Origin of the sequence: Halorubellus amylolyticus (assembly GCF_034808145.1) — an archaeon.
Classification (GTDB): Archaea; Halobacteriota; Halobacteria; order Halobacteriales; family Natrialbaceae; genus Halorubellus.
In genome coordinates this window covers 81278-102206 of record NZ_JAXHGM010000006.1, presented here as the reverse complement: position 1 = coordinate 102206, position 20929 = coordinate 81278, and the positions used below count along the sequence as shown (strand labels likewise).

Here is a 20929-nt window from a genome sequence, read left to right as displayed (position 1 = left end):
GGCCGTTCAGACGTCGAGTCGCGCGAAGCAGAACGGGTGGCCGGCGTCCTCGTGGTCGGGGTCGACGATCCGGGTCTCGTCCGGAGCGTCGCCGTCCCTGACGGTGTCGATGGCGCCGACGGCGTCGTAGACGTCGAACCCGGCGTCCTCGAGCAGTTCGGTGCTTCGTTCGAGGCCGTACGTGCTCCACTCCATGGCGGTGCCGCTGCCGAGCCAGTCGGGGTTACGGCCCGTCCAGTCCTCGGCGCCGACGGTGACCAGAAGTTCGCCGCCCGGCTGGAGGACGCGCGCGAACTCGTCGTACACGGCTCGTTGTTCCTCGAAGGGAACGTGGATGACGGCGTAGAACGCGGTGATGGCACCGAAGGCGTCGTCGGCGAACGGAAGGCTGGTTATGTCGCTCTGGACGACCCGGCCGGGGGCGACGGTGCTCGCCCGGCGGACCTGTTCGCGCGAGAAGTCGGTGCCGACGACGGCGCGCTCGTCGGCGAGCCGAGAGAGGACGGGTTCCCCGGCACCGCAGCCGGCGTCGAGCACGCGGCCCTCGGGGGCGTCGTCGAGGAACCGGTCGAGGAGCGCCCGGTGGTCGTCGCTCGAACGGCTCGCGGCGTAGTCCTCGGCGAGCTCGTCGTAGCCCTCCTTGACGGCCGCTCGCTGCGCGAGCGGATCGTCGGCGTCCTCGGCATCGAAGGAGTCGTCGGCGTCGGCGGTCATGCACCAACCAGCACGCTCCGGTGACAAATGTCTGGCCCAGACACGTTAACGCGGCCCGCGTGATTCGATTTCGCAAACTCGAGGTGGGTTCTTGCCCGTGGCCCGCGAGGCTCGACGTATGCGCATCGAGCACGACCCCCTGGAGTGCGAGAACTGCGGCGAACTCGCGCACGACGACCTTGAGGTCGTCGAGAACGTGCCGCGGCTCGACCCCGAGACCCACGCGGTCGAGGGGGAGGCGACCGAGGTGTACGTCTGCGGCGGCTGTCACGCCATCGTCGGCGTGCAGTGACCATCGACGACCCCGGGTTGTGACACGTCAGCGACGCCGACGACGGACGGCGACCGCGGCCGTGAGAAGGGAAGCGACAGCACCGGGGAGAGCGAACCCTGGCGTGGGGCCCGACGAGTCACTCGTGGAACTGCCAGCTTCGTCACCACCCGCGGCGTCGGCGCCAGCGGTCCCGGTCGTCATGGTCCGGTTCTCGGGGCGGAACCCTCGCCAGACCGCGCGCGCTTCGCTCCGATTCCCCGCGACGAAGCGGAGTTGCGGGTCGTCCGCGAACGCGCCGCTGCGGAGGTCCTCGGCGAGCCCCGAACCGAGACTGGAGGTGCTGACGACGTCGCCGTCGACGACGAGAAGCAGGCAGTGGCCGTCGTCGTTCCGGCCGTCGGTGGGCGGACACCTGCTGGGCTGGTCGGCGAACCCGGTGTCGACGAGGGTCTCCGTGAACGCGGTCGCGCCGTCGCCGGTGAGCGTCATCGCCACCGTCCACGCGCCGGTCCGCGAGTCGTTCACGGGCTCGCCGACGCGAGCGACGTCCGCGGGCGAGACGACCGTGCGTTCGACCATCGAGCCGTTCTCGGCGGGATACCGGGCGACGATCCGAGCGTCTGGCGGAGCCGCCTCGCCCGCCGTGGTCGTCTCGACGCCAGGTGAGAAGGACGCTGCTCTCGCGTCGTCGGTCGCGAGCGCGTCGACGGGACTGAGGCCGGCACCGAACGCGAGCGCGACGACGAGCGCGGCGATAGCCGCGGACCGATAGGCGATCGGTTCTCGCATCGCTCCGGCGTACGCCCGACCGCAGCAAAAACGTTTCGACAGGTTGACTCTTCCGCGGGTTGGGACTCTTCTGTGGGCCGCATCAGTCGTCCGCGGGCGTGGCGGGCGCGACGCTCTCGGGGTCGACGCTCGCGTGCTTCACGACCGCGTCGAAGTGCTCGAGCGAGAACCGGTCGTCGTCCGTGATGCCGCGTCCGCTCGCGGCGTCGAGGTGCGTGTCGACGAACCGGCGCGCGACGAGCGCGGTCCGGGCGTCGCCGTCTTCGAGGTCGCGCTGGGCCATCTCGCAGAGGAGGCTCGCCGTGTAGACGTCGAACACGTAGTCCGCGAGGTCCTTGGCCTTCAACTGGGCTTCGTCGCCGTCGACCGCGCCGAGGTGCGCGAGCGCGCCTCCGAGTTCGGCGTACTCCGCCTCGACGACCGCCGTCGCGTCCGCGAGCGCGTCGTGCGTGGCGGCGTCGAGGTGGGACTGGATTTGTTCGAGCAACGGCTCGTGTGCGTCCTCGCGATCCAGCGCGCGGAGGAGGTCGAGCGAGAGGATGTTCGACGTCCCCTCCCAGATGGGGAGGACCTGCGCGTCCCGCAGGAGGCGGTTCGTGACGAAGTCGTTCACGTACCCGTTCCCGCCCAGGACCTCCATCGCGTAGCTCGCCGTGTCGACCGCCATCCGGCCCGTCCGGTACTTCGCGATGGGGACGAGCGCACGCATCAACCGGTAGGCCTCGGTCCGCGTGGCCTCGTCGGCGGCGTTCTCGCGGCGGTCGAACGTCGCCGCGGCGTCGAACGTGAACGCGACCGCGGCCTCGTGGTCGACCGCCATGTCCACGAGGTCCTGGCGCATCAGCGGGTACTCCTCGATGGGGTTACCGAACGCCTCGCGGTTCGCGGCCTGGACCGTCGCTTCCAAGAGCGCGCGACCGATGATACCGCAGGACGCCGACGCGTTCGCGAGTCGCTCCAGGTTCAGCATGTCCGTCATGTACTTGAACCCGCGGGACTCCTCGCCGACGAGGTAGCCAGTCGCGCCCGTCAGCTCCACCTCGCCCGTCGGCACCGAGACCGTCCCGAGCTTGTCCTTCAGCCGCCGGTAGCGCTGGTCGTTCAGGACGGGTTCGTCCGCGTCGACTCCCGCGTCGAGTTCGTGCGGGACGACGAACAGCGACAGCCCCTTCGTCCCCGCCGGCGCGTCCGGCGTCCTGGCGAGCGCGAGCGTCGCCTGCGCGTCGATGTTCGAACAGAACCACTTCTCGCCGGTCAGTTCGTACGTCCCCGGCTCGCCGGTCGGTTCCGCGACCGTCTCGGTCGCGCCGACGTCGCTCCCGCCCTGCTCCTCCGTGAGGAACATCGCACCCTCCGAGAGCGCCTCGTAGTCGCGGCTCGTCGCCTCCGCGAGGAACCGGTCGAGGACGTCGCCGTCGCCGTACTTGTCGAGGACGAGCGCGACGCCGGCGGTCATCGACACCGGGCAGTACAGGCCGGGGTCGCTCATCGAGAGCAGGTACCCCATCGCGAAGTGATGCGTGAACGGCAGCGAGTTCTCGCGGCCAGCGGGCGCGTCGAAGACGTCCGCGACCATCCCGGACTCGTAGGCGAGACGGGCCTCCTCGTGGAGTTCCGCCGGGTACCGGACGTCGTTGACGACGTCGCCGTGGTCGCCGTACGTCCGGAGCTCCGGGCCGTGGTCGTCGACGTAGTCCGCGTGGTCCGCGATGGTGCGCCCGGCGTGCTCGCCGAACGCTCGCAGACGCTCGGTCGCGTCCGCGTGGTCGTCGCCGTCGAGGACGCGGTCGACCGCGCGGCGGAGCGTCGGGGCGTATTCGTGGTAGTTCACGTGCCGGCCGCGGTCGAGGCCGGCGTAGTCCAGGTCGCTCATGGGCGAATCGACGGCGGCCAGCACAAAGTGGTTTGCCAACACCCCACGCGTTCACTCGCGTTTCGTCGGCGGGCGCAGCGTCGCCGTCGCAGCCCTCGTTCCCCGTCAGGCGAGTTGCAGGGCGCCCACGCCCGCGACCGCCGTCGCGAACACGCCGAGCGCGAACAGGAGGTAGTTCCAGACCGTGCTGTCCGCGGTCGTCAGCGACACCGTGTACGTCCGGCCGGACAGCGGCCAGAGGAGCGGGACGCCCGCCGGCGTGAGGACGTCCCCGGCGAGGTGCGCGAGGATGCCGAACGCGCCGACGGCGAACGCGAACGCGACCGGCGTCGCGAGCTCGCTCGCCGGCAGCGGGTTCGCACCGGCCTGCGAGAGCGCGACGATACCGCCCGCGAACGCGGCGCCGACGAGGACCGCGAACAGGACGGTGTGCGTCACGCCGCGGTGCGTGATGCCGGGGACGCGCTGGTCGTAGTCCGGGACCCTCGCCAGTGCGAGCACGCCCGCACCGCCGACGACCGCCAGTCCCGGCTCGCCCAGGAGCGCGAGCGCGAACCCGACGGGCGCGTACAGGAGGAGCGACACGCCGTAGTGACCGAGCCGATACACGACCACGTCTTCCTCGTACGTCTACAAGAACGCTCGGCCTACTCGCGCTCGACGACACCACCGAGCGCGACCACGCTCAGCGCCCGCCGACGCCCGCGAAACCACCGGAAACGACTAAACGACGGCGTGACGTATCGGGTGCCATGGCTAATCCAGTGCTCGACCCGCTACTGGAGTACCTCTCGGGGTACGGCGTCGTCGAGCGGACGGTCCTCGTCCTCGCGGTATCGTTCGTCGCCGCTATCGTCCTCGAGTTCGTCGTGTTCAAGCTCGCGCGGAACGTCGTCAAGCAGACCGGGAGCAAGTTCGACGACGTCGTCGTCTCCGAGGTGCGGTGGCCGCTCATCATCACGGCCGCGCTCGGCGGGGTCTGGCTCCTCACGGTGTCGTCGACGGACGCCGCGACCGTCATCGTCGACGAGCAGCAGCTCAGGGACTTCTTCTCCCGACCCGCCGCGGTCGTGATCGTCCTCATCTGGGCGTTCGCGCTGAACCGCATCGTGAACCGCGCGGTCGACCTCGTCGACAAGACCGGCAAGTACGACTTCGCGCCCATCTTCTCGAACGTCTGGACGTTCGTCGTCCTCGCCGGCGCTGGCGTGCTCTCGCTCTCCATCTACGACATCGCGATCACGCCACTGCTCGGTGCGGCGGGTATCGCCGGTATCGCGGTCGGGTTCGCGGCGAAGGACACCGTCGCGAACTTCTTCGGCGGCCTCGCGCTGTACTTCGACGACACGTACAAGATCGGTGACTACGTCGTGCTCGACACCGGCGATTCCGGGACGGTCGTCCGCGTCGGCATCCGGTCGACGACGCTGCTCACGCGCGACGAGGTGATGGTGACGGTCCCGAACGCGAAGCTGAACTCCGCGAGCATCACGAACGAGTCCGCCCCCCAGCGCCGGCGGCGCATCCGCGTCTCCATCGGCGTCGCGTACGGCACGGACCTCGACGAGTTCGAGGACCTCGCGGTAGAGGTGGCGCTCGACGAGAACCTCACGCTCGACTCGCCGAAACCCCGGATGCGACTCCGCGAGTTCGGCGACAGCGCGCTGAACTACGAGCTCCTGTGCTGGGTGAGCACGCCCGTCAAGCGCGCGAAGGCCGTGCACCGCCTCAACAAGGGCCTGTACAACGCGCTGAACGACGCGGGTATCGAGATCCCGTTCCCGCAGCGCGACGTCACCGTCTCCGCGACCGACGCCGCCCGGACTCCGGGTGTCCAGTCCGAGCGACCGAGCGCCGACGTGGACGAGCCCGTCGCCGATGGCGGCGCTGGCGACGACCCCGGTGACGGCACGGCTGGCGGTGACGGGACCGCTACTGGTGCTACGAGCGAGAATACTGGCGGCGACGGGGACGCTACTGGCGCTGCGAGCGACGGTGATTCGGGAGACGGTGCGGGTGAGGCGAGCGAACGATAGAAGACGCTCGCACCCGTAGGTAGACGCGTGCTCGATTCTCTCTACGACGTCGTCGGTCCGTTCGTCATCCCCGTCGTCCTGTTCGCGGTCGGTGGGGTCGCGTACGTCGCGCTCTGGTACCTGAACCGCGTGGACCTCTGACCGCGTCGACCGGTGAACCGAGTGGACGTGGAGCGTACCGGGGGTGGTTCACTCCACGACGACCGTGCCACGCATCCCCGCGCCGCGATGGGGCGCGCAGTAGTACTCGTACGTTCCGGCGACCGCAAACGTGTGCGAGTGCGTGTGGCCGACGCCGTAGGTGGTGCCGTCCCCGCCGCTCGTCCCGTCCCAGTCGCCGCCATCGGGCCGCGCGGCGACGCGGACGTTGTGGCCGCCAGAGTCCCAGCGGAACTCGACCGTCGACCCGACCGGGACCGTCACGCGCGCCGGGTCGAACCGGAGGCGACCGCCGGGAGCGACCGTCACGGTCTCGGTCGTCGGCGTCGACGTCGTCGTTCGCTTGGTCGTCGTCTGGTCGCTCGTGGTCGACGTCTCGGTCGTCTCCCGAGCGGTCGTCGACTCCCCGGTGGTCGTGGACGCGTCCGTGGTCGTGGGTGCAGCCGCTGTCGTTGCACTCGTCCGGTCGCCGGTCGTGGTCGCCGCCGGCGTCGTCGACTCGTCGCTCGTCGAACATCCTGCGAGTGCCGCGGCGAGCGCGGTCGCTGCGGTCCCGAGCACGCGTCGCCTGGAGGGCTCGTCCATACTCGTCGTTCGTCGGCGGCCCGTAAGGTGATTCTCCCAGTTCTCACCCAAAAGCGACCGAGTTCGAACGCAGGTCTGGTCCGTCGACGAGACCGGAATCGAACCAGGACGGGAGAGAAGAAGAGCGGTGCGAACGAGGGGGCTGTAGTGAACGGACCCGACGGAGACGAGCTCGGTTCGGTTGGCTGCGGTGAGGTCGGGGTCGTGCGGTCACTCCTCGACGACGACCTCCCCGGTCATCCCCAGGCCCTCGTGTGGCTGACAGTAGTACTCGTACGTCCCCGCGGTCTCGAACGTGTACTCGTAGGTATGCTCGCTGTCGTACGTCTTCGAGCCGTCGCCGTCCGTCCCCTGCCACTCCGCGCCCTCGGGTTGCGAGTCCACGACGATGTTGTGGTTCGCCGACTCCCACGTCCACGTGACGGTGTCGCCGACCGAGACCGAGAGCGACGACGGCTCGAACACGTACGAGCCGCCCGGACCGACGACGACCGCGTTCTCGCCGCTTTTGGTCTCGGTACCGTCGCCGCTCGCGAGACACCCGGCCGTCGTCGCGACTGCTGCGACGCCGACGCTCCCGAGCAGGTCGCGTCGTCGAACCGTCCGGTCAGTGCGTCCTGAATCGTCCATGGTCGACACTACGTGGTCGACGAGATAAAGCCCGCGACGTCACCCGCGGACTGCCGGATGGCCGACGAGGTCAGGCGGCTTCGGCGTCGTAGCCGGCGAGGCCGACCTTCTCGACGAGCGTCTCCGTGCTCGCGTCTCCCTCGACGGTCGCTTCGTTCGCCTCTCGGTCGGCCGACGCGCTCTCCACGCCGTCAGCCATCTCCAGTGCCGTCTCCACGATGTCCTCACAGCCGTCGCAGGTCATGCCAGTCACGCGCAGGGTCGTGCCCATACACACCACTGCGCAAGCCTGGGTTAGAACAGTTTTGGTCGCGACGACCGACGACGTCCGGTGTCCAGGACGGCTCTTGGAGGGCCGGGAGCCGTCAGCCCTGGCTCGTGAGGCCCGTGTAACGGTCCTCGAACGTCTCCAGACACTCCTCGCTGCAGAAGTGGAAGAGGTCGCCGTCGTACTGCGTCGTGACGCCGTCGTGCGTGACGGAGCCGGCGCACTCCTCGCAGGCGAGACTGAGATCCCCGTCGGTCACCTTGGGGTCCCACGCGTACTCCTCGACGAGACTGACGTCGAGCGAGTCGACGAGATCCATGTCGACGATGCGGTGCAGGGTCTCGCGGACCTCGCCGTCGGGGACGGTGGCGTGCACGACGAGGCGGTTCTCGGCGGTCAGGTAGACGTGCTCGACGGGTTCGGCGTCGGCGAGGCGCTTCGCGACGCGGTCGTCGGCGTCGGGGACGAGGTCGAGTTCGACGAGGACGGGGACGCCCGTCGAGAGGAGCGACCGGTCGATGTCGATGGTGAACCGGTTGATGACGCCGAGGTCTGCGAGGCGTTCCACGCGGTCGGAGACCGTGGGCGGGGAGACGTTCACGCGGTCCGCGATCTCGCTGTACGGGCGGCGGGCGTCCTCGACGAGGAGTCGGAGGATGTCGAGGTCTGTGTCGTCCAAGTCGCGCATGTCTGAATACGATATGGTTTTCGGCTATACAACTTTCGACATAGTTTGAAATAGGCGTACTTCGCAAATAATTATGGGGGTCGTTCGCACCCCTCGGTGTCTTGCGATTCCGTGCGCGAACGCGTCGTCGCGACGTCAAGTGCGGTTCGTGCGGAAAACGCCCGGAGATGCGTTCTGCTCGGTATATGGACACTACCGTCCCATGTCGTGGAACTCCGCGTTCGGCCGCATGTCGGCGAGGTGAGCCATCCGGTTCGAGAGGTTGAAGAACGCGGCGACGCTCCCGACGTCCCAGACCGCGCGCCGCGAGAACCCGTGGTCCTCGAGGCGTTCGATGTCGTCCTCCTCGACCGAGGCGGGGTCCTCGGTGAGCTTCACGGCGAAGTCGAGCATCGCGCGATGCGCGTCGCTCACGTTCGCCGTCCGGTGGTTCGAGACGAGCTGGTCGGCGAGCAGCGGGTCGTCCGCGTAGATGCGGACGAGCGCGCCGTGCGCGACGTTACAGTAGTAGCAGTCGTTCGCGCCCGAGACCGCGACGACGATCATCTCGATCTCCTCCCGTTCGAGTTCGGTGTGCTCGGTCAGCGCGTCGTAGTACGCGAAGAACGCCCGGAAGTGCGACGGCCGGTACGCGAACGCCTCGAAGACGTTCGCGAGGAACCCGGCCTCCTCGGTCTCCTCCCGCATCCGCTCGCGGAGGTCCTCGGGGAGGTCGTCGCGGTCCGGTACGGGGAATCGCGTCATCGCCGGGACGTCGTCTGCCATGCCCGAGGGGACGACCGCTACCGCAAAGAAACCGCCGACTGCGTGGTCGTGCGCGCGACATCCCTGCCCGCGTGCCGGCCGTCCGGCGCGTGACGCTGGCAGCGCGTGCGGTGACCGCGACGGTTTTCTCGCGGTGGTGCCTACGGTCGCCCGTGCAGAACGTCACGGACAGGGTCCGGAACCCGTTCGGGCTCGTGGTCCCCAAGCGGTTCGCGGGCGACGACGACCCGCCGGCGGTGTACGGGTACGGGGACGCGAACGCGGACTTCCACGTCGTCGGGGACCGGCCGGCGGTCCACGGTGGCGACGACACGGGCGTTCCGTTCACGGGGTCGGTCGCGGGCGAACGCCTCCAGCGCGTCCTCCACGAGACCGGCTTCCTGGCGGCGCCGTACGCGGACGAGCCGGACGCGTCGAACGCGTACCTCAGCTACGTCTTCATGGGACGCCGCCCTCGCGACCCGAGCCCGCGCGAGTACGCGGACTTGGAGCGGTACTTCGACACCGAGCTCCGCGCCATCAACGCGCACATCCTCCTGCCGGTCGGCGAACGCGCCATCGACCACGTCCTGGAGGCGTACACCACGCAGCGGCGGAAGGTCGGGCGCGACGTCGACGACGCGGCGCTCCACGCGACGGAGCGACGCGGCCGCGGGTTCCTCGTCGTCCCGGTACGCGAGCCCGCCGAGTGGACGGTCGACGACGAGCGCGCACTCGTCGACCGCCTGACCGCCATCCGAGGTCGGGACTACCGACAGACCAAGGGCGTCGCGACGCGCGTCGGCTGACCGGAGAAGCGTCAGGCCACCGGGCGGCCGTCGAGGGCTACCCGGTTATCTTCGGGCGGACGAACCCGCTGAACAGCAGGACGAGGACGGTGAGGACGGGAACGATGACGCCCGCGAGGTCGACCCCCACCGGCGGTGACGGGACGGCGTACTCGGCGCCGATGACGGCCAGGGGAACGCTCACGCCGAGGACGTACCCGTACGTCGGCTCGAACTTGTACGTGCTCCGGTGCGTGTGCCGGATGATGACCGTGAAGACGAACGGCATCACGACCGCGCCGGCGAGGAGCGGGCCGCCGTAGACCGTCGCCGCCGCTGCGGCGACGACCCCGACGCCGACGGTCTCGTTCATCGTCACCCACTTGTACGGACGCGTCGCCCAGACGGCGCGGTAGACGCCGAACGCGAGCGCGGTCGCGACGACCGCGCCGGCGAGTGCGCCGTACCACTGGAGCGTCGGGAGCATCGGTTCGACAAGCGTGGTGTTCTGCACGAAGTCGTACAGCGTCGGGACGCCGCGGCGCGCCGTGAGCGCCTCCCGGAGCGCGGCGGTGTCCGTGCCCGCGGCCGCGACGGCTGCCCCGACCGCTCTGAACGCGTCGAGGTTCGCGTACGCCCAGTAGCCGGCGCCGACGACGAACAGGAGCGCTGACGTCAGCATGAGCGGCCAGCCGAGGTTCAGGCCCCGCCACCAGTTGAACAGCGCGTTGTCCGTCCACGACGACGACATCGCGGCCTCGGACCGCGTCCCGGTAGGCGAGTCCTCGTCCGTGGTCGTGCTCGCCGACCCGGACCCGGCGCCCGAGGGCGTTCCACCGGCGCTCCCGGTGGCCGTCGACGCGGAGCGCGCGCGACGGTTCGACGACCCGGTCGCCGACGTCGACGCGCTCGACGAGGAACTCCGGCGGTTCGAACGCGACGACGAATCGCTCGACGACGCACCGTCACCCGAGGACGAACGCGACGATGAGCTCCGGCGGTTCGACCGCGACGACGATTCACTCGACGTCGAACCGCCGCTGGACGACGACCGGGAAGACGAGGACCGCGACGAGGAACTCCGGCGGTTCGACGACCGCGAGGCCGACCCGCCACTCGAGGAGGACCGCGACGACGACGAACCGGTCCCCGACGACCCGCTCGTCGACGACCGCCTGTTCGAGGTACCGGTGCTCGTCGTCGACGAGCCGCTCGATGCGCTCGTCGTCGACCCGCTGCTCGAGGAACCGCTGTCGTCGGTCTGCCACGCGCTCGGGTCCGGGATGCCCGAGGTGCGCTTGGCGACGTAGTCCTTGTGTCCGAGTCGGTCGTACGCCTGCCGTTCGGCGGGGTCTTTGAGTATCTCGTAGCCCTTCTTGACCGCGGTGAACTGCGCTGGCGCGTCCGGGTCGTCGTTCAGGTCGGGATGGTAATCCCGCACCTTCGTCCGGAACGCGTCCTTGACCTCCTCCTGGCTGGCGTCCTCGTCTATCTCGAGGAGGTCGTAGAAGTCGAAGTCATCGGTCATGGGGTCGAGCGGTAGTTGATAGTGAGAATGGGTGTGGGGTTTATATTTGCAATGCTTGGTGTCGGGCTAGAAGTCCGTCAAGGAAGTCTGCCCTGAGGGGAGGGTATGTGTCTTGTGGCCATCGCCTGCTGGCGACTCGCTCCCGCCCTCGGCCGTGGGTCCCTGGTCGTCCGCGTCCCCGTTCGCGGCGTCGGACTCGCTCCCGTCGTCGGTCGCGTCGCGCGCCTGGTCGTCGCCGAACGAGGCCAGCGAGGGCTGGTCGCGGTCGGTGAACGAGAGGTTCGCGACGCGGACGCCGACCTTCCGGACGGGGACGTCCTCGAACTCCGCGAACAGGTCGAGCGCCGCGGACTCGACGAGTCCGGGGTCGTCGACCGGCCCCGGGAGCGAGCGCTCGCGGGTGTTCACGTCGAACGGCGGTTCGACGGCCTTCACGCCGATGGTCCGGTAGAGCGCGCCCTCGCGCTGCGCGCGCTCGGCGACCGCCGCGGCGAGCGTGCTGACCTGCTCGCGTTTCGGGTCGGCGTCGGTGACGGGCGAGCCGAACGCGGACTCGCGCGAGAAGCTCTTCGGGTCGCCCCGCGGCGCGACCTCGCGGTGGTCGCGACCGCGGGCGCGGTCGTGCAACTCGCCGCCGCGCTCCCCGAACCGGTCGACGAGCGCGTCGCGGTCGGCGGCGGCGAGGTCGCCCGCGGTCTCGGTACCGTCCTCGCGGAGCTTGCGCGCCGTCACGGGCCCGACGCCGTGGACGTCCTCGACGGAGAGCGGGGCGAGGAACTCGACGAGCTCGTCGGGCGTGACGACGACGAGGCCGTCGGGTTTGTCGTGGTCGCTCGCCACCTTCGCGGCGCTCATCGTCGGCGCGACGCCGACACTCGCGACGACGCCGACCTCGCGAGCGATCCGCTGCCTGACGTGGCGCGCGAACCCCTCGACGACGTCCCAGTTCGTGCGCTCCGTGACGTCGAGGTACGCCTCGTCGATGCTGACCTCGCGGACGACGTCCGCGCACTCGTGGAGGATATCCTTCACCTGCGCGCCGACGTCCTGGTAGTAGTCCAGGTCGACGGGTCGATACAGTCCGGTCTCGCCGGGGTCGGGGGCGTCGGGGTCGCCGGGGTCGGCGTCCTCGCGTCGCGGGAGGCGTTCGAGCGCGGTCGTGATGGCCATCGCCGAGTCGACGCCGTACTCGCGGGCCTCGTAGCTCGCGGTCGCCACCGCGCCGGCGTCGTCGCCGGACTCGTACCCCATCCCGACGACGACGGGTTCGCCGCGGAGCGCGGGTTCGCGCAGGCGCTCGCAGGCGGCGTAGAAGCAGTCCATGTCGACGTGGCAGACGAGCTGGTCGGGCGGGCCGTCCTCGACCGGGCTCGCGCCCGGGAGTCTGGTCACGTCGTCGGACACGGGTCGGTCGAGGGTTGGGACTCGACGCTCTCGTATCTGCCGGGTCCGGAGTGAAAGTGAAACCGGGTCAGCCGAGCATCCCGCGGAGCATCGTCTCCGCGGTCTTCAGGCCGCTGGGGCGCGCGATCCGCTCGACCTCGTCGGCGTCGAGTTTGAAGTCGAACAGCTCGAGGTTCTGCGCGAGGTGTTCGCGGGACGTCGACTTCGGGATGACGCAGACGCCGCGGTGCTGTGTCGCCCAGCGGAGCGCGACCTGCGCGGGCGTCTTCCCGTACTTCCGGCCGATGGCCCAGAGGAGGTCGTCGTCGAGGACGGCACCGTGGGCGAGCGGACTGTACGCGGTCAGCATGACGTCGTTGTCCTGGCAGTACCGGAGGAGCTCGCGCTGGGGTTTGAACGGGTGGAACTGGACCTGGTTCGTCGCGATGGGGACCGGGCTGCGCGCCATCGCGCGCCGGAGCTGGTCGACGGAGAAGTTCGAGACGCCGACGTGGGAGACGGCGCCGTCGTCGACGAGGTCCGCCATCGCGCGCAGCGTCGCGTCCAGGTCGCTGAGGGGGTTCGGCCAGTGCAGGAGGAGGAGGTCGACGTGGTCGGTGTCGAGCTTCTCGAGGCTCTCCCGAACCGACGCCTGGAGGTCGCCGGGTTCGTAGCGGTCGGGGCGGACCTTCGTGGTGAGGAAGACGTCGTCGCGGTCGACGTCGCTGTCGGCGATGGCGTTCCCGACGTGCCGTTCGTTCTCGTACGCTTGCGCGGTGTCGACGTGGCGGTAGCCGAGCGAGAGCGCGGTCTTGACGGTGCCGTACGCGGTCTGTCCTTCCATCTGCCAGGTGCCGAGGCCGACCGTGGGGACGTCGGCGTCGGCGACGGATACGTGCTCCATGCGGGGCCGTTCGCGTTCCACCGTGATGTGTCCTGTCGTCGAGGTCAGGGACGTGGGGTGGTCAGGCCGCTGGGTTGTCAGGCCGTTTTGTGGCCGGTGGCTGCGAGCGAGCGTGTCGCTGCCGTGGTGTGAGTGTACATGGCGACGGAAGCGTGAAGTCCTGGACCGTGTACGCTGGTGTGTGTACGACGCTGTGGTGTTCGACAACGACGGCGTGTTGACCGAGCGGACCGACCGCGACGTGCTCCGGAGCGCGGTGCGCGCGACGTTCGAATCGTTCGACGTGGACCCGGGCGAGGACCTCCTCGACGACTTCGTGGCGGGCGTGTCGCCGTCCCGCGTCGAGGCGACGTGTGCGCGACTCGGCCTCGACGTGGACGCGTTCTGGCGGGAGCGAGACGCGCAGTTCGCCGACCACCAGTGCCGGGAGGCCGACCGCGGCCGGAAGCCGGCGTACGACGACGTGACGGTGCTCGACGACCTGGACGTCCCGCTCGGGGTGGTGTCGAACAACCAGAACGCGACCATCGACCACGTGTTCGAGGTGCACGACCTCCACCGGCACTTCGGGACGTGGTACGGGCGCGAGCCGACGATGGAGAGCGTCCGACGGAAGAAGCCGGAGCCGTACTACTTGGAGCGAGCGCTCGCCGACCTGGGCGCGGAGACCGCGCTGTACGTCGGTGACAAGGCGACGGACGTCGAGGCGGCCCGCGCCGCGGGCGTCGATTCGGTCCTGGTGCGCCGCGAGCACAACCGTGCCGTGACGCCCGAGCCGACGCCGACGTTCGACGTCGACTCGCTGCACGCCATCCCGTCACTCCTCGCGGAATACTAGGTATATTAGGACGTACCATTGGTACTGTTTGTTATTATAGGCGCCCCGACAGCGTTAAGTACGAGAGATGTGCTACCTCGTTGCACGATGGCAGAACACGACCGAGATCAGATGAAGAACGTCTCTCACACCCCACCGAACGGCGAATCAGTCACGAACGTCTGGGAGCGCGGCGCAACCGACGACAGCGACGACCCGACCCCCGCCGACGACTGACGACCCGAGACCGTTCTACGGACGACCCATCCAACAGCGACGCCGTTACTCTCTTCGCCTGCGCTGCTCGGTTCCTTGTCCACGGCGAACGGTCCGGACCAGATTCGGTCGATTGGTGACCGATTCGTGGTCAAAACCTCCCGAATAGTCGTGAAAGGTCGGTGTGGAAATGGTAATCGGACCGTTTTCGTTCATAGGCGGCAGTGACTCCGGCCCCTGGGGTGGTTCCGCGCGGAGTATCCAGTGGTACATAGGTCTGGTAACCGGTCGATATCGCTCGGATATGCTCCCCCTGTCTGCGGATTGGACGTTCCCAACCGTAGGAACGTTTTTGTGGTTTCTTCGCCTGACAACGTAACGTGACTCGCCAACCCCAAACCGTGGACGGTGGAACCAGTGCAGAACTCTGGGTCCGGGCGGACGTTCCTGGTGGTTCGAACGACCGCCAGGAACGCCTCTACGAGCGTGCGCTCGACGTCGACGCGTACGCGGACGTCCGGACGCGCCTCGTTCCGAACCGGTTCTCGCTCTCGGGGGTGGCCGCCGACAGTCCGGCCGGCAGCACCATCAGCGATCTCGTCGTCGACGCCAAGCGCTGGGCGGCGTCGGCGTCCGTCGACCTCGACCCGTACCTCCCGGTGACCGACGAATCCTCGCTGGCGTGCACGGACACCCGACGCGTCCTGACGTTCCCGTCGGTCACGCTCGTCGAACGAACCGACGACCAGATCACGCACGTCGCCCCGCACGTCGACGACGGTCGCGTCGTCTCCGTCGAATCCAGGCTGGCGGCGCTCGCGGACGACGAGGACTCGCCCGAGGAGGAACCGGACGCGGTCCTCGCGCAATTGTGACCGTCTACGTCGGGTCCGACGGCGAGCGGTACACGCCCTCGGAGGTCGTCGAGAACCTCGAGGAGGGCCCGTGGCGCTCCTGTCTCTGGCGGACCGACACCGACCAGGAGCTCGTCGACACCGGCGACGGTGAACTCCTCATGCTCGTCCCGGAGGACCAGGTCGTCGAGCAGATTCCCGAGCGGCGGATGGACGCGGAGAGATAGCGCGCGTCGGCGTCGCAGCGTCGTGGAGATACCGGGTGTGCGTCACGCGACGTTCCGTTCTGCGGTGGTGTCGCGGTCGTCGTCGAAACGCGTGGCGGCGAGCGCGTCCGCGCCCTCGATGTCGACCGTCCCGTCGAGGACGGCGTCGGCGACGAGTCGTGCGGTCGCCGGGGCGTGCTGGAAGCCGTGCCCGGAGAACCCGATGGCGGTGACGTACCCGGGTGCGACCTCGTCGACGATGGGGTGGTGGTCGGGCGTGACGGCGTAGAGTCCGGCCCACCCGCGTTTGATCCGGGTCTCCGGGCCGAAGTACGTCGCGCAGTCGGCGGCGCGCTCGACGGCGGTGATTGTCCAGTCGGTGTCGGCCGTCGTCGAGAACCGGTCGGGGTCCGCGGGCGGGTCCGCGTCGTCGAAGTGTCCGCCGACGATGGCGGCGCCCTCGCGTTCGGGCCGGAAGTACACGCCCGTGTCGAGGTCGATGGTGAGCGGGACGTCGGCGGGGACGGGCGTCTCGGGGTCGACGAGGGCGACCTGCCGACGTCGCGGTTCGACGGGGAGGTCGACGTCGGCGAGCGCGTTCACGCGACCGGCCCACGGTCCGGCGGCGTTCACGACCGCGTCGGCGTCGATGTGTTCGTCCGGTGTACTCGCGCCGACCACCCGGCCGGCGCCCGCCTCGTCTCCCGCCCGATGGATGGCCTCGACGGGCGTGTGCGTGCGGACGTCGACGCCGGCGTCCTGGCAGGCCTGCACGTACCCCTGGAGCGCGAGGTGCGGGTCTGCGAAGCCGTCGGTCGGACAGTACGTCGCGGCGACAAAGTCCTCGGCGGAAAGGCCCGGGCAGTGGTCGCGGGCGTCCGTCGGCGCGAGCAGTTCGCTGTCCACGCCGAGGTCGCGCTGCATCGCGACGTTCGCCTCGAAGTCCGCGGCGGTCGACTCGGTGCGTGCGAGGAAGAGGTAGCCGGCGCGCCGGTACGCGATGTCGACGCCGAAGCGCTCCTCGAACGACGCCCACGTCTCGATGCTCTCCCGGGAGAGGCGGACGTTGACCGCGGTCGAGAACTGCGTTCGGATGCCGCCGGCCGACCGCTCGGTGCTCCCCGACCCCACGCTGCCCTTCTCGCAGACGACGACGTCCGCGCCGCGGGCCGCGAGTTCGCGTGCGGCCGCGAGCCCGACGATTCCCGCGCCCACGACGACGACGTTCATACGCGACACTGAACGCCGGGCATGTTAAACCCTCCCTCGGCCGTGGTAGCGGGGGTCGGCCGACACTGACGTCGACGGTTCTACCGACGCACGGTGCGGCCGCTGCTGTGTGGGTAACCGTGAAGCTCGCGGACGCGTCCGTCGACCCAACGGTGAAGGTGGTCGGCGGGGACGCTCCGGTATGGTTCGCGTCATCGCCGACGACGCCGTCGACCGACTCCTGGACCTCGACGCACTGCTGCCGGTCGTGGCGGACGCGTTCCGCGCGCAGCGGGACGGTGCCGTCGAGCGGCCGGACCGCCCGCACTTCCCGCTCGGGGAGGGCCTCGACCCGGAGGACGACGAGCGGGCGCTCGGGACCGGACTCGCGATGCCGGCGTACGTGCACGGTTCGGCGACGTACGCGACGAAGGTGGCGAGCGTCCACGAGCGCAATCCGGACGACGGACTGCCGACGGTGCACGCGCAGATACTCGCCGCCGACGCCGCGACCGGCGAACCCAGGGCGTTGCTCGCCGGGACGCGCGTCACGAACGCCCGGACCGGCTGTATCGGTGGACTCGCCGTCTCGCACCTCGCACGCGCTCCGGTCACGCTCGCGGTCTTCGGGGCGGGCACGCAGGCGCGCTGGCAGACTCGCGCCATCGCGACCGCGACCGACCTCGACGCGGTCGCGGTGTACTCCCCGAGCGATTCGAGACGCGAGTTCGCGGCCGACCTCGACGCGGCGCTCGACGCCGACGTCCGCGCCGCCACGTCACCCGCTGACGCGCTCGACGGCGCGAACGCGGTCGTGACGGCGACGACGAGCACCGAGCCCGTGTTCGACGCCGCGGACTGCCCGGACGGCGCGGTCGTCGTCGCCGTCGGCGCGTACACGCCCGACATGCGGGAACTCGACCAAGAGACCGTCGCGCGCGCCGACCGCGTCTACGCGGACGTCCCCGAGGAGGCGGTCGCGACCGGGGACCTCGCCGGACGCCGCGACGCCGACTCCCTCCGGCCGTTCGCGGACGCGTTCGACGCGCCGCGGGTCGCGTCCGACGAGCTGGTCGTCGTGGAGAGCGTCGGCTCTGCGGTCCTGGACGCCGCGACCGCCGACTGGCTGCTCGCTCGCGCCGAGGACGCGGCCATCGGTACCGACGTCCCGCTCTGACGCCTCGGAAGAGGGATTCGCGAGCGAGTGAGGAGCAGTCGCGTCGGCTGGATGGCTGGTAGCGAGTCAGGAGTGGTCACGTCCGCTGGTGGCTTGTCGACGAGTCAGGCGCGGGCGTCGTCGGCGGGGTCGTCGGCGTACCCGAGCGCGTCTTCGACGAGGAACACGGTCGACCCGAGAACCGTCCCTAGTACGTTCGCGACGACGTCCGCGACGGACGCGTACCGGTCGGCGAGCGGCCACTGGACGAGTTCGATGGCGACGCCGAACGCGAATGCGAACGCGACGACGAGTCCGATACGGTACCATCGCCGGTCGCGGACCTCGATGGTGACGCCGGCCGCGGTCGCGGTCACGGCCGCGTACGCGGCGAAGTGCAGTTGCTTGTCGTACCACGGCGTCGGCTCGAACGCGGCCGGCGGGGCGTCGAGCAGCGAGAAGTAGACGACGACCGCGAGGGCGGCAGCGAACGCTCCTGCACGAACGAATCGAGGGAGGACGGGGAGACGAGGCATACGTCGAATGGTCTGTATCGAGTGCGTTTATCGGACCGGGTCGTAGGGTCGCGGTCGCGGGTCGACGTAGATTGCGCCGGCGTCGCTCGCGTCAGTCGTGTCGCGGCACGCGAGCGTGGCGACGGGCGTGGCCACGCCGGTGTCGAGGTGGCCGGCGCGTGCGATGGCGCGTCGCGCGGCGTCGTTCGGCGTCTCGACGAGGTACTCGTCGGCTTCGATCTCGTCGTAGAACGCCTGCACGACGGTCTCGGCGAGCCCGCCGTCGCCGCGGTACTCGGGGAGGAGGTAGATACCGTCGAGGGTGACGTTCGGGCCGACGTGCTGCCAGCTCGCGTACCCCACGATCTGGTCGCCGACGAGGAATATGAGCGCTTGCTTGCCGGCGCGCGCGTACCGCTCCATCGACGGGTTCTCGTTGTTCGCCATCTGCGAGAGCACGAACAGCGCCTCCTCCTTCGGGGAGACCGGGCCGTCGGGGACGACGCGGAACCCGCGGATGGTGCCGTCGTCGCCGAACGCCTCGCCGAGGTGGATGGCGTTCAGGATTTCCATCGAGCGCGTGCCGTCGCCGTCGTGCATGACGAACAGGGGCGCGTTGCACTCGGCGCACGAGGAGACGTTGAAACCGAGGTTCGGTGCGGGCGTGCTGTCGCCGGAGGGCGCGTGGTCGCACTCGGTGAACCCGGTGGGTTCGTGCCCGAGCGGGTCGAGACGGTACGATTCGAACGAGTCCTGGGGGTCGTGGCCGTCGAACAGCCAGTGTGTCTCGTAGGCGGCGCGCTCGCGGAGGCGGACGACGGTCTCGGCGTCGTCGTCGCCGAAGTGCAGCGTCTGATCCCAGACGGTCCCGACCCAGTCGACGGGTTCGTCGACCTCGCCGGTGGCGACCTGCTCGAAGTCGACCTCGTCGCCGTCGCGGCGTCGGGCGTAGGCGACCATGCGTTCGCCCTTGACGACGAAGAACGACGTGACGAACCGTCCCGTCCGTTCGTCTCCGACGAACTTCGGGAGGACGGTCTCGACGTCGGGCCGGGAGGCGAGGTCCTCGACGAGTTCGGTGTCGTCGGGGAGCGTCTCGATATCGCTGCCCTGGATCGGCGGAGCGATTGGCATTGACTCCCTTTGGAGAAGCCCCCTGAAAAGGCTTGCCGGACGGTCTCGGGACCGTCGCAGTGGGCTCCGACCGAGCCCCTGCTGCCGGGTTCTTTCGAGGGGCGGCCACCGCGAACCTAGCCCTTATCCACGTGGTGGTCTAACGTTCGACACATGCGTGTTGCTCGACATGGCACGGGCGCGATGGCGGACGTCAAGGCGTACGCGTCCCAGGTCCACCCCGTGTTCATGCTGCCGCCGATCGCCGCGGCGTGGTTCGGCGCGGCGCTGGCTCGCGACTTCGCGCTCCTCCCCGTCGTCGTCGTCTCCCTCGGGACGTTCTGTGCGGTGTACACGGCGCACGTCAAGGACGGCTACGTGGACTTCCACGTGCGCGGCGAGGACGACGATCACCCGCTGACGCCGGTCGGCTGTCGGCTGGCGCTCGCGGCGGCCGCGGTCGCGTTCCTGGGGTGTCTCGCGACGCTCTGGGCGGTCGTCGACCCGGTCTCGGCGCTGTTGCTCGCGCCGACGTGGTTCATCGGGTACCTGCACGCGCCGACGCTCGACACGAACCCGCTCGGGGCGACGCTCGGCTACCCGGTCGGTATCGCGGTCGTCGTCGTCGCGAGCAACCACGCCCAGACCGCGGCGATACGCGCGGAGGCGGTGGCGTTCGCGGTCGTGTTCCTCCTCGTCCTGACGGGCGTGAAGGTCATCGACGACCTGACCGACGTCGAGTACGACGCGAGCATCGACAAGCGCACCGTGGGTGTCGTCCTCGGGCAGGCGCGCGCTCGACGGCTCGCGTACGGGCTGATGGGCGCGGGGCTGTTCGCGGTGCTCGCGTTCGCCATCGACGGCGTCGTCCCTGCGAGCGCGCCGCTCGCCATCCCGGCGTTCGTCGCCGTGGCGCTGTACGCCGCGCGAGCCCCGCCGGACCTGGCGACGATGCTCCTCGTCCGCGGTGCGTACGTCTTCCTCGCGGTGCTCGTGGCGGCGGTGTACTTCCGGCCGCTCGCCGGCGTTGCGCTCCCGGACATCACGGCGTTGGGCGAGTGGACCTACCTCGCGACGGAGGTCGCGTTCGGGTCGGTCGCGGCCGCGCTCCTGTATCGCGCCGGTCGCGCCGCCGCCCGTCGCACGGCGCGTACCATCGCGGTCCTGTACCCCATCGCGTACGTCTGGGACTGGTACACGCTCGAGGTTGGCGTGTTCGCCATCCCGATGCGGACGGGCGTCGAACTCCTCGGGATTCCCCTGGAGGAGCACATCTTCATGGTCGTCGTGCCCGCGCTCGCGCTCGGCATCCACGAGACGCTCGTCGGCCGTGACGCCGCGGACCGCGACGCCGACCGGGTCTCGACCGAGTAGCGCAGGTACGAGTGGTGGTCCGGGGTCGTCGTCGGCAGGCCGAGTTCCGATGAATTCTAGAGGGAGTTCCGTGGGACCTTGTGCGGACGTGAGACGGAGTTCGGAA

At 69.7% G+C, this 20929-nt stretch carries 25 protein-coding genes and 1 pseudogene; 10 read left to right on the top strand and 16 right to left on the bottom strand.

The genetic code is table 11. The features are described 5' to 3' along the window. Nucleotides 1-6: 6 nt before the first annotated feature. The gene (locus SM754_RS14450) at nt 7-714 is read right to left on the bottom strand and encodes a class I SAM-dependent methyltransferase (RefSeq protein ID WP_323676948.1); all 708 of its coding nucleotides are present in this window, start codon (nt 712-714) and stop codon (nt 7-9) included. A 118-nt stretch (nt 715-832) separates the two neighbouring features. Here SM754_RS14450 and SM754_RS14445 point away from each other — a divergent pair, with 118 nt between their 5' ends. Beyond that, complete coding sequence (locus SM754_RS14445) at nt 833-1006, top strand: hypothetical protein (RefSeq protein WP_323676947.1); 174 nt, start codon at nt 833-835, stop codon at nt 1004-1006. A 27-nt stretch (nt 1007-1033) separates the two neighbouring features. Here SM754_RS14445 and SM754_RS14440 read toward each other — a convergent pair whose 3' ends face one another. The 3 genes from SM754_RS14440 to SM754_RS14430 form a co-directional block, all read right to left on the bottom strand. Beyond that, nucleotides 1034-1777 carry a preprotein translocase subunit SecD family protein gene (locus tag SM754_RS14440; protein WP_323676946.1) on the bottom strand — a complete coding sequence of 248 codons (744 nt, stop codon included), beginning with the start codon at nt 1775-1777 and terminating at the stop codon, nt 1034-1036. 82 nt (nt 1778-1859) lie between these two features. Next, nucleotides 1860-3650: an acyl-CoA dehydrogenase family protein gene (locus tag SM754_RS14435; RefSeq protein ID WP_323676945.1), complete on the bottom strand. Its 1791-nt coding sequence runs from the start codon at nt 3648-3650 to the stop codon at nt 1860-1862. A 105-nt stretch (nt 3651-3755) separates the two neighbouring features. Next, on the bottom strand, nt 3756-4259 hold the full coding sequence (locus SM754_RS14430) for a metal-dependent hydrolase (protein WP_323676944.1): 504 nt from the start codon (nt 4257-4259) through the stop codon (nt 3756-3758). 143 nt (nt 4260-4402) lie between these two features. On the opposite strand from SM754_RS14430, the gene SM754_RS14425 reads away from it, so the two are divergent. Continuing rightward, nucleotides 4403-5686 carry a mechanosensitive ion channel family protein gene (locus SM754_RS14425; protein ID WP_323676943.1) on the top strand — a complete coding sequence of 428 codons (1284 nt, stop codon included), beginning with the start codon at nt 4403-4405 and terminating at the stop codon, nt 5684-5686. Between the two features lie 189 nt (nt 5687-5875). On the opposite strand, the gene SM754_RS14420 is transcribed toward SM754_RS14425, so the two are convergent. The 5 genes from SM754_RS14420 to SM754_RS14400 form a co-directional block, all read right to left on the bottom strand. Then, nucleotides 5876-6430: a plastocyanin/azurin family copper-binding protein gene (locus SM754_RS14420; protein ID WP_323676942.1), complete on the bottom strand. Its 555-nt coding sequence runs from the start codon at nt 6428-6430 to the stop codon at nt 5876-5878. A 210-nt stretch (nt 6431-6640) separates the two neighbouring features. Then, on the bottom strand, nt 6641-7060 hold the full coding sequence (locus SM754_RS14415; protein WP_323676941.1) for a plastocyanin/azurin family copper-binding protein: 420 nt from the start codon (nt 7058-7060) through the stop codon (nt 6641-6643). A gap of 70 nt (nt 7061-7130) precedes the next feature. Further along, nucleotides 7131-7331, bottom strand: a complete 201-nt coding sequence (locus tag SM754_RS14410) for a heavy-metal-associated domain-containing protein (protein WP_323676940.1) — start codon at nt 7329-7331, stop codon at nt 7131-7133. Between the two features lie 94 nt (nt 7332-7425). Then, complete coding sequence (locus SM754_RS14405; RefSeq protein ID WP_323676939.1) at nt 7426-8016, bottom strand: AsnC family transcriptional regulator; 591 nt, start codon at nt 8014-8016, stop codon at nt 7426-7428. Nucleotides 8017-8208: 192 nt separating this feature from the next. Then, entirely contained in the window at nt 8209-8781 is a 573-nt protein-coding gene (locus SM754_RS14400; RefSeq protein WP_323676938.1) for a peroxidase-related enzyme, read from the bottom strand. Between the two features lie 152 nt (nt 8782-8933). Between SM754_RS14400 and SM754_RS14395 the strand changes: the two genes are divergently transcribed. Further along, nucleotides 8934-9569: a uracil-DNA glycosylase family protein gene (locus SM754_RS14395; protein ID WP_501993795.1), complete on the top strand. Its 636-nt coding sequence runs from the start codon at nt 8934-8936 to the stop codon at nt 9567-9569. 37 nt (nt 9570-9606) lie between these two features. Here SM754_RS14395 and SM754_RS14390 read toward each other — a convergent pair whose 3' ends face one another. Then, entirely contained in the window at nt 9607-10299 is a 693-nt protein-coding gene (locus tag SM754_RS14390; RefSeq protein WP_323676937.1) for a hypothetical protein, read from the bottom strand. On the opposite strand from SM754_RS14390, the gene SM754_RS14385 reads away from it, so the two are divergent. After that, nucleotides 10277-10858 carry a hypothetical protein gene (locus tag SM754_RS14385; RefSeq protein ID WP_323676936.1) on the top strand — a complete coding sequence of 194 codons (582 nt, stop codon included), beginning with the start codon at nt 10277-10279 and terminating at the stop codon, nt 10856-10858. The two genes, SM754_RS14390 and SM754_RS14385, sit on opposite strands and share 23 nt — an antisense overlap. A 77-nt stretch (nt 10859-10935) precedes the next feature. On the opposite strand, the pseudogene SM754_RS20540 reads toward SM754_RS14385, so the two are convergent. The 3 genes and pseudogenes from SM754_RS20540 to SM754_RS14370 form a co-directional block, all read right to left on the bottom strand. Further along, a pseudogene (locus SM754_RS20540) lies at nt 10936-11076 on the bottom strand (DnaJ domain-containing protein); the annotation flags it as partial. Nucleotides 11077-11142: 66 nt separating this feature from the next. After that, nucleotides 11143-12468: a DNA polymerase IV gene (gene dinB / locus SM754_RS14375; protein WP_323676934.1), complete on the bottom strand. Its 1326-nt coding sequence runs from the start codon at nt 12466-12468 to the stop codon at nt 11143-11145. 79 nt (nt 12469-12547) lie between these two features. Beyond that, a complete protein-coding gene (locus tag SM754_RS14370) occupies nt 12548-13363 on the bottom strand; it encodes an aldo/keto reductase (RefSeq protein WP_323676933.1) in 816 nt (271 codons plus the stop codon). Nucleotides 13364-13544: 181 nt separating this feature from the next. Between SM754_RS14370 and SM754_RS14365 the strand changes: the two genes are divergently transcribed. The 4 genes from SM754_RS14365 (at nt 13545) to SM754_RS14350 (ending at nt 15477) form a co-directional block, all read left to right on the top strand. Then, on the top strand, nt 13545-14201 hold the full coding sequence (locus SM754_RS14365; RefSeq protein ID WP_323676932.1) for an HAD family hydrolase: 657 nt from the start codon (nt 13545-13547) through the stop codon (nt 14199-14201). 87 nt (nt 14202-14288) lie between these two features. Further along, nucleotides 14289-14417, top strand: a complete 129-nt coding sequence (locus SM754_RS14360; protein WP_323676931.1) for a DUF7989 family protein — start codon at nt 14289-14291, stop codon at nt 14415-14417. A 359-nt stretch (nt 14418-14776) separates the two neighbouring features. Continuing rightward, the gene (locus SM754_RS14355; protein WP_323676930.1) at nt 14777-15271 is read left to right on the top strand and encodes an HTH domain-containing protein; all 495 of its coding nucleotides are present in this window, start codon (nt 14777-14779) and stop codon (nt 15269-15271) included. After that, a complete protein-coding gene (locus SM754_RS14350) occupies nt 15268-15477 on the top strand; it encodes a hypothetical protein (RefSeq protein ID WP_323676929.1) in 210 nt (69 codons plus the stop codon). Before SM754_RS14355 ends, SM754_RS14350 begins: the two co-directional genes overlap by 4 nt. 42 nt (nt 15478-15519) lie before the next feature. Here SM754_RS14350 and SM754_RS14345 read toward each other — a convergent pair whose 3' ends face one another. Continuing rightward, nucleotides 15520-16686 carry an NAD(P)/FAD-dependent oxidoreductase gene (locus SM754_RS14345; RefSeq protein WP_323676928.1) on the bottom strand — a complete coding sequence of 389 codons (1167 nt, stop codon included), beginning with the start codon at nt 16684-16686 and terminating at the stop codon, nt 15520-15522. Nucleotides 16687-16867: 181 nt separating this feature from the next. On the opposite strand from SM754_RS14345, the gene SM754_RS14340 reads away from it, so the two are divergent. Then, nucleotides 16868-17842 carry an ornithine cyclodeaminase family protein gene (locus SM754_RS14340; RefSeq protein ID WP_323676927.1) on the top strand — a complete coding sequence of 325 codons (975 nt, stop codon included), beginning with the start codon at nt 16868-16870 and terminating at the stop codon, nt 17840-17842. A 104-nt stretch (nt 17843-17946) separates the two neighbouring features. On the opposite strand, the gene SM754_RS14335 is transcribed toward SM754_RS14340, so the two are convergent. Both SM754_RS14335 and SM754_RS14330 read right to left on the bottom strand, forming a co-directional pair. After that, nucleotides 17947-18357, bottom strand: a complete 411-nt coding sequence (locus tag SM754_RS14335; protein WP_323676926.1) for a VanZ family protein — start codon at nt 18355-18357, stop codon at nt 17947-17949. A gap of 27 nt (nt 18358-18384) precedes the next feature. Further along, nucleotides 18385-19470, bottom strand: coding sequence for a hypothetical protein (locus SM754_RS14330; protein WP_323676925.1), 1086 nt, complete (start codon nt 19468-19470; stop codon nt 18385-18387). 153 nt (nt 19471-19623) lie between these two features. Between SM754_RS14330 and SM754_RS14325 the strand changes: the two genes are divergently transcribed. Further along, the gene (locus SM754_RS14325; RefSeq protein WP_501993794.1) at nt 19624-20823 is read left to right on the top strand and encodes a lycopene cyclase domain-containing protein; all 1200 of its coding nucleotides are present in this window, start codon (nt 19624-19626) and stop codon (nt 20821-20823) included. Nucleotides 20824-20929 lie beyond the last annotated feature (106 nt).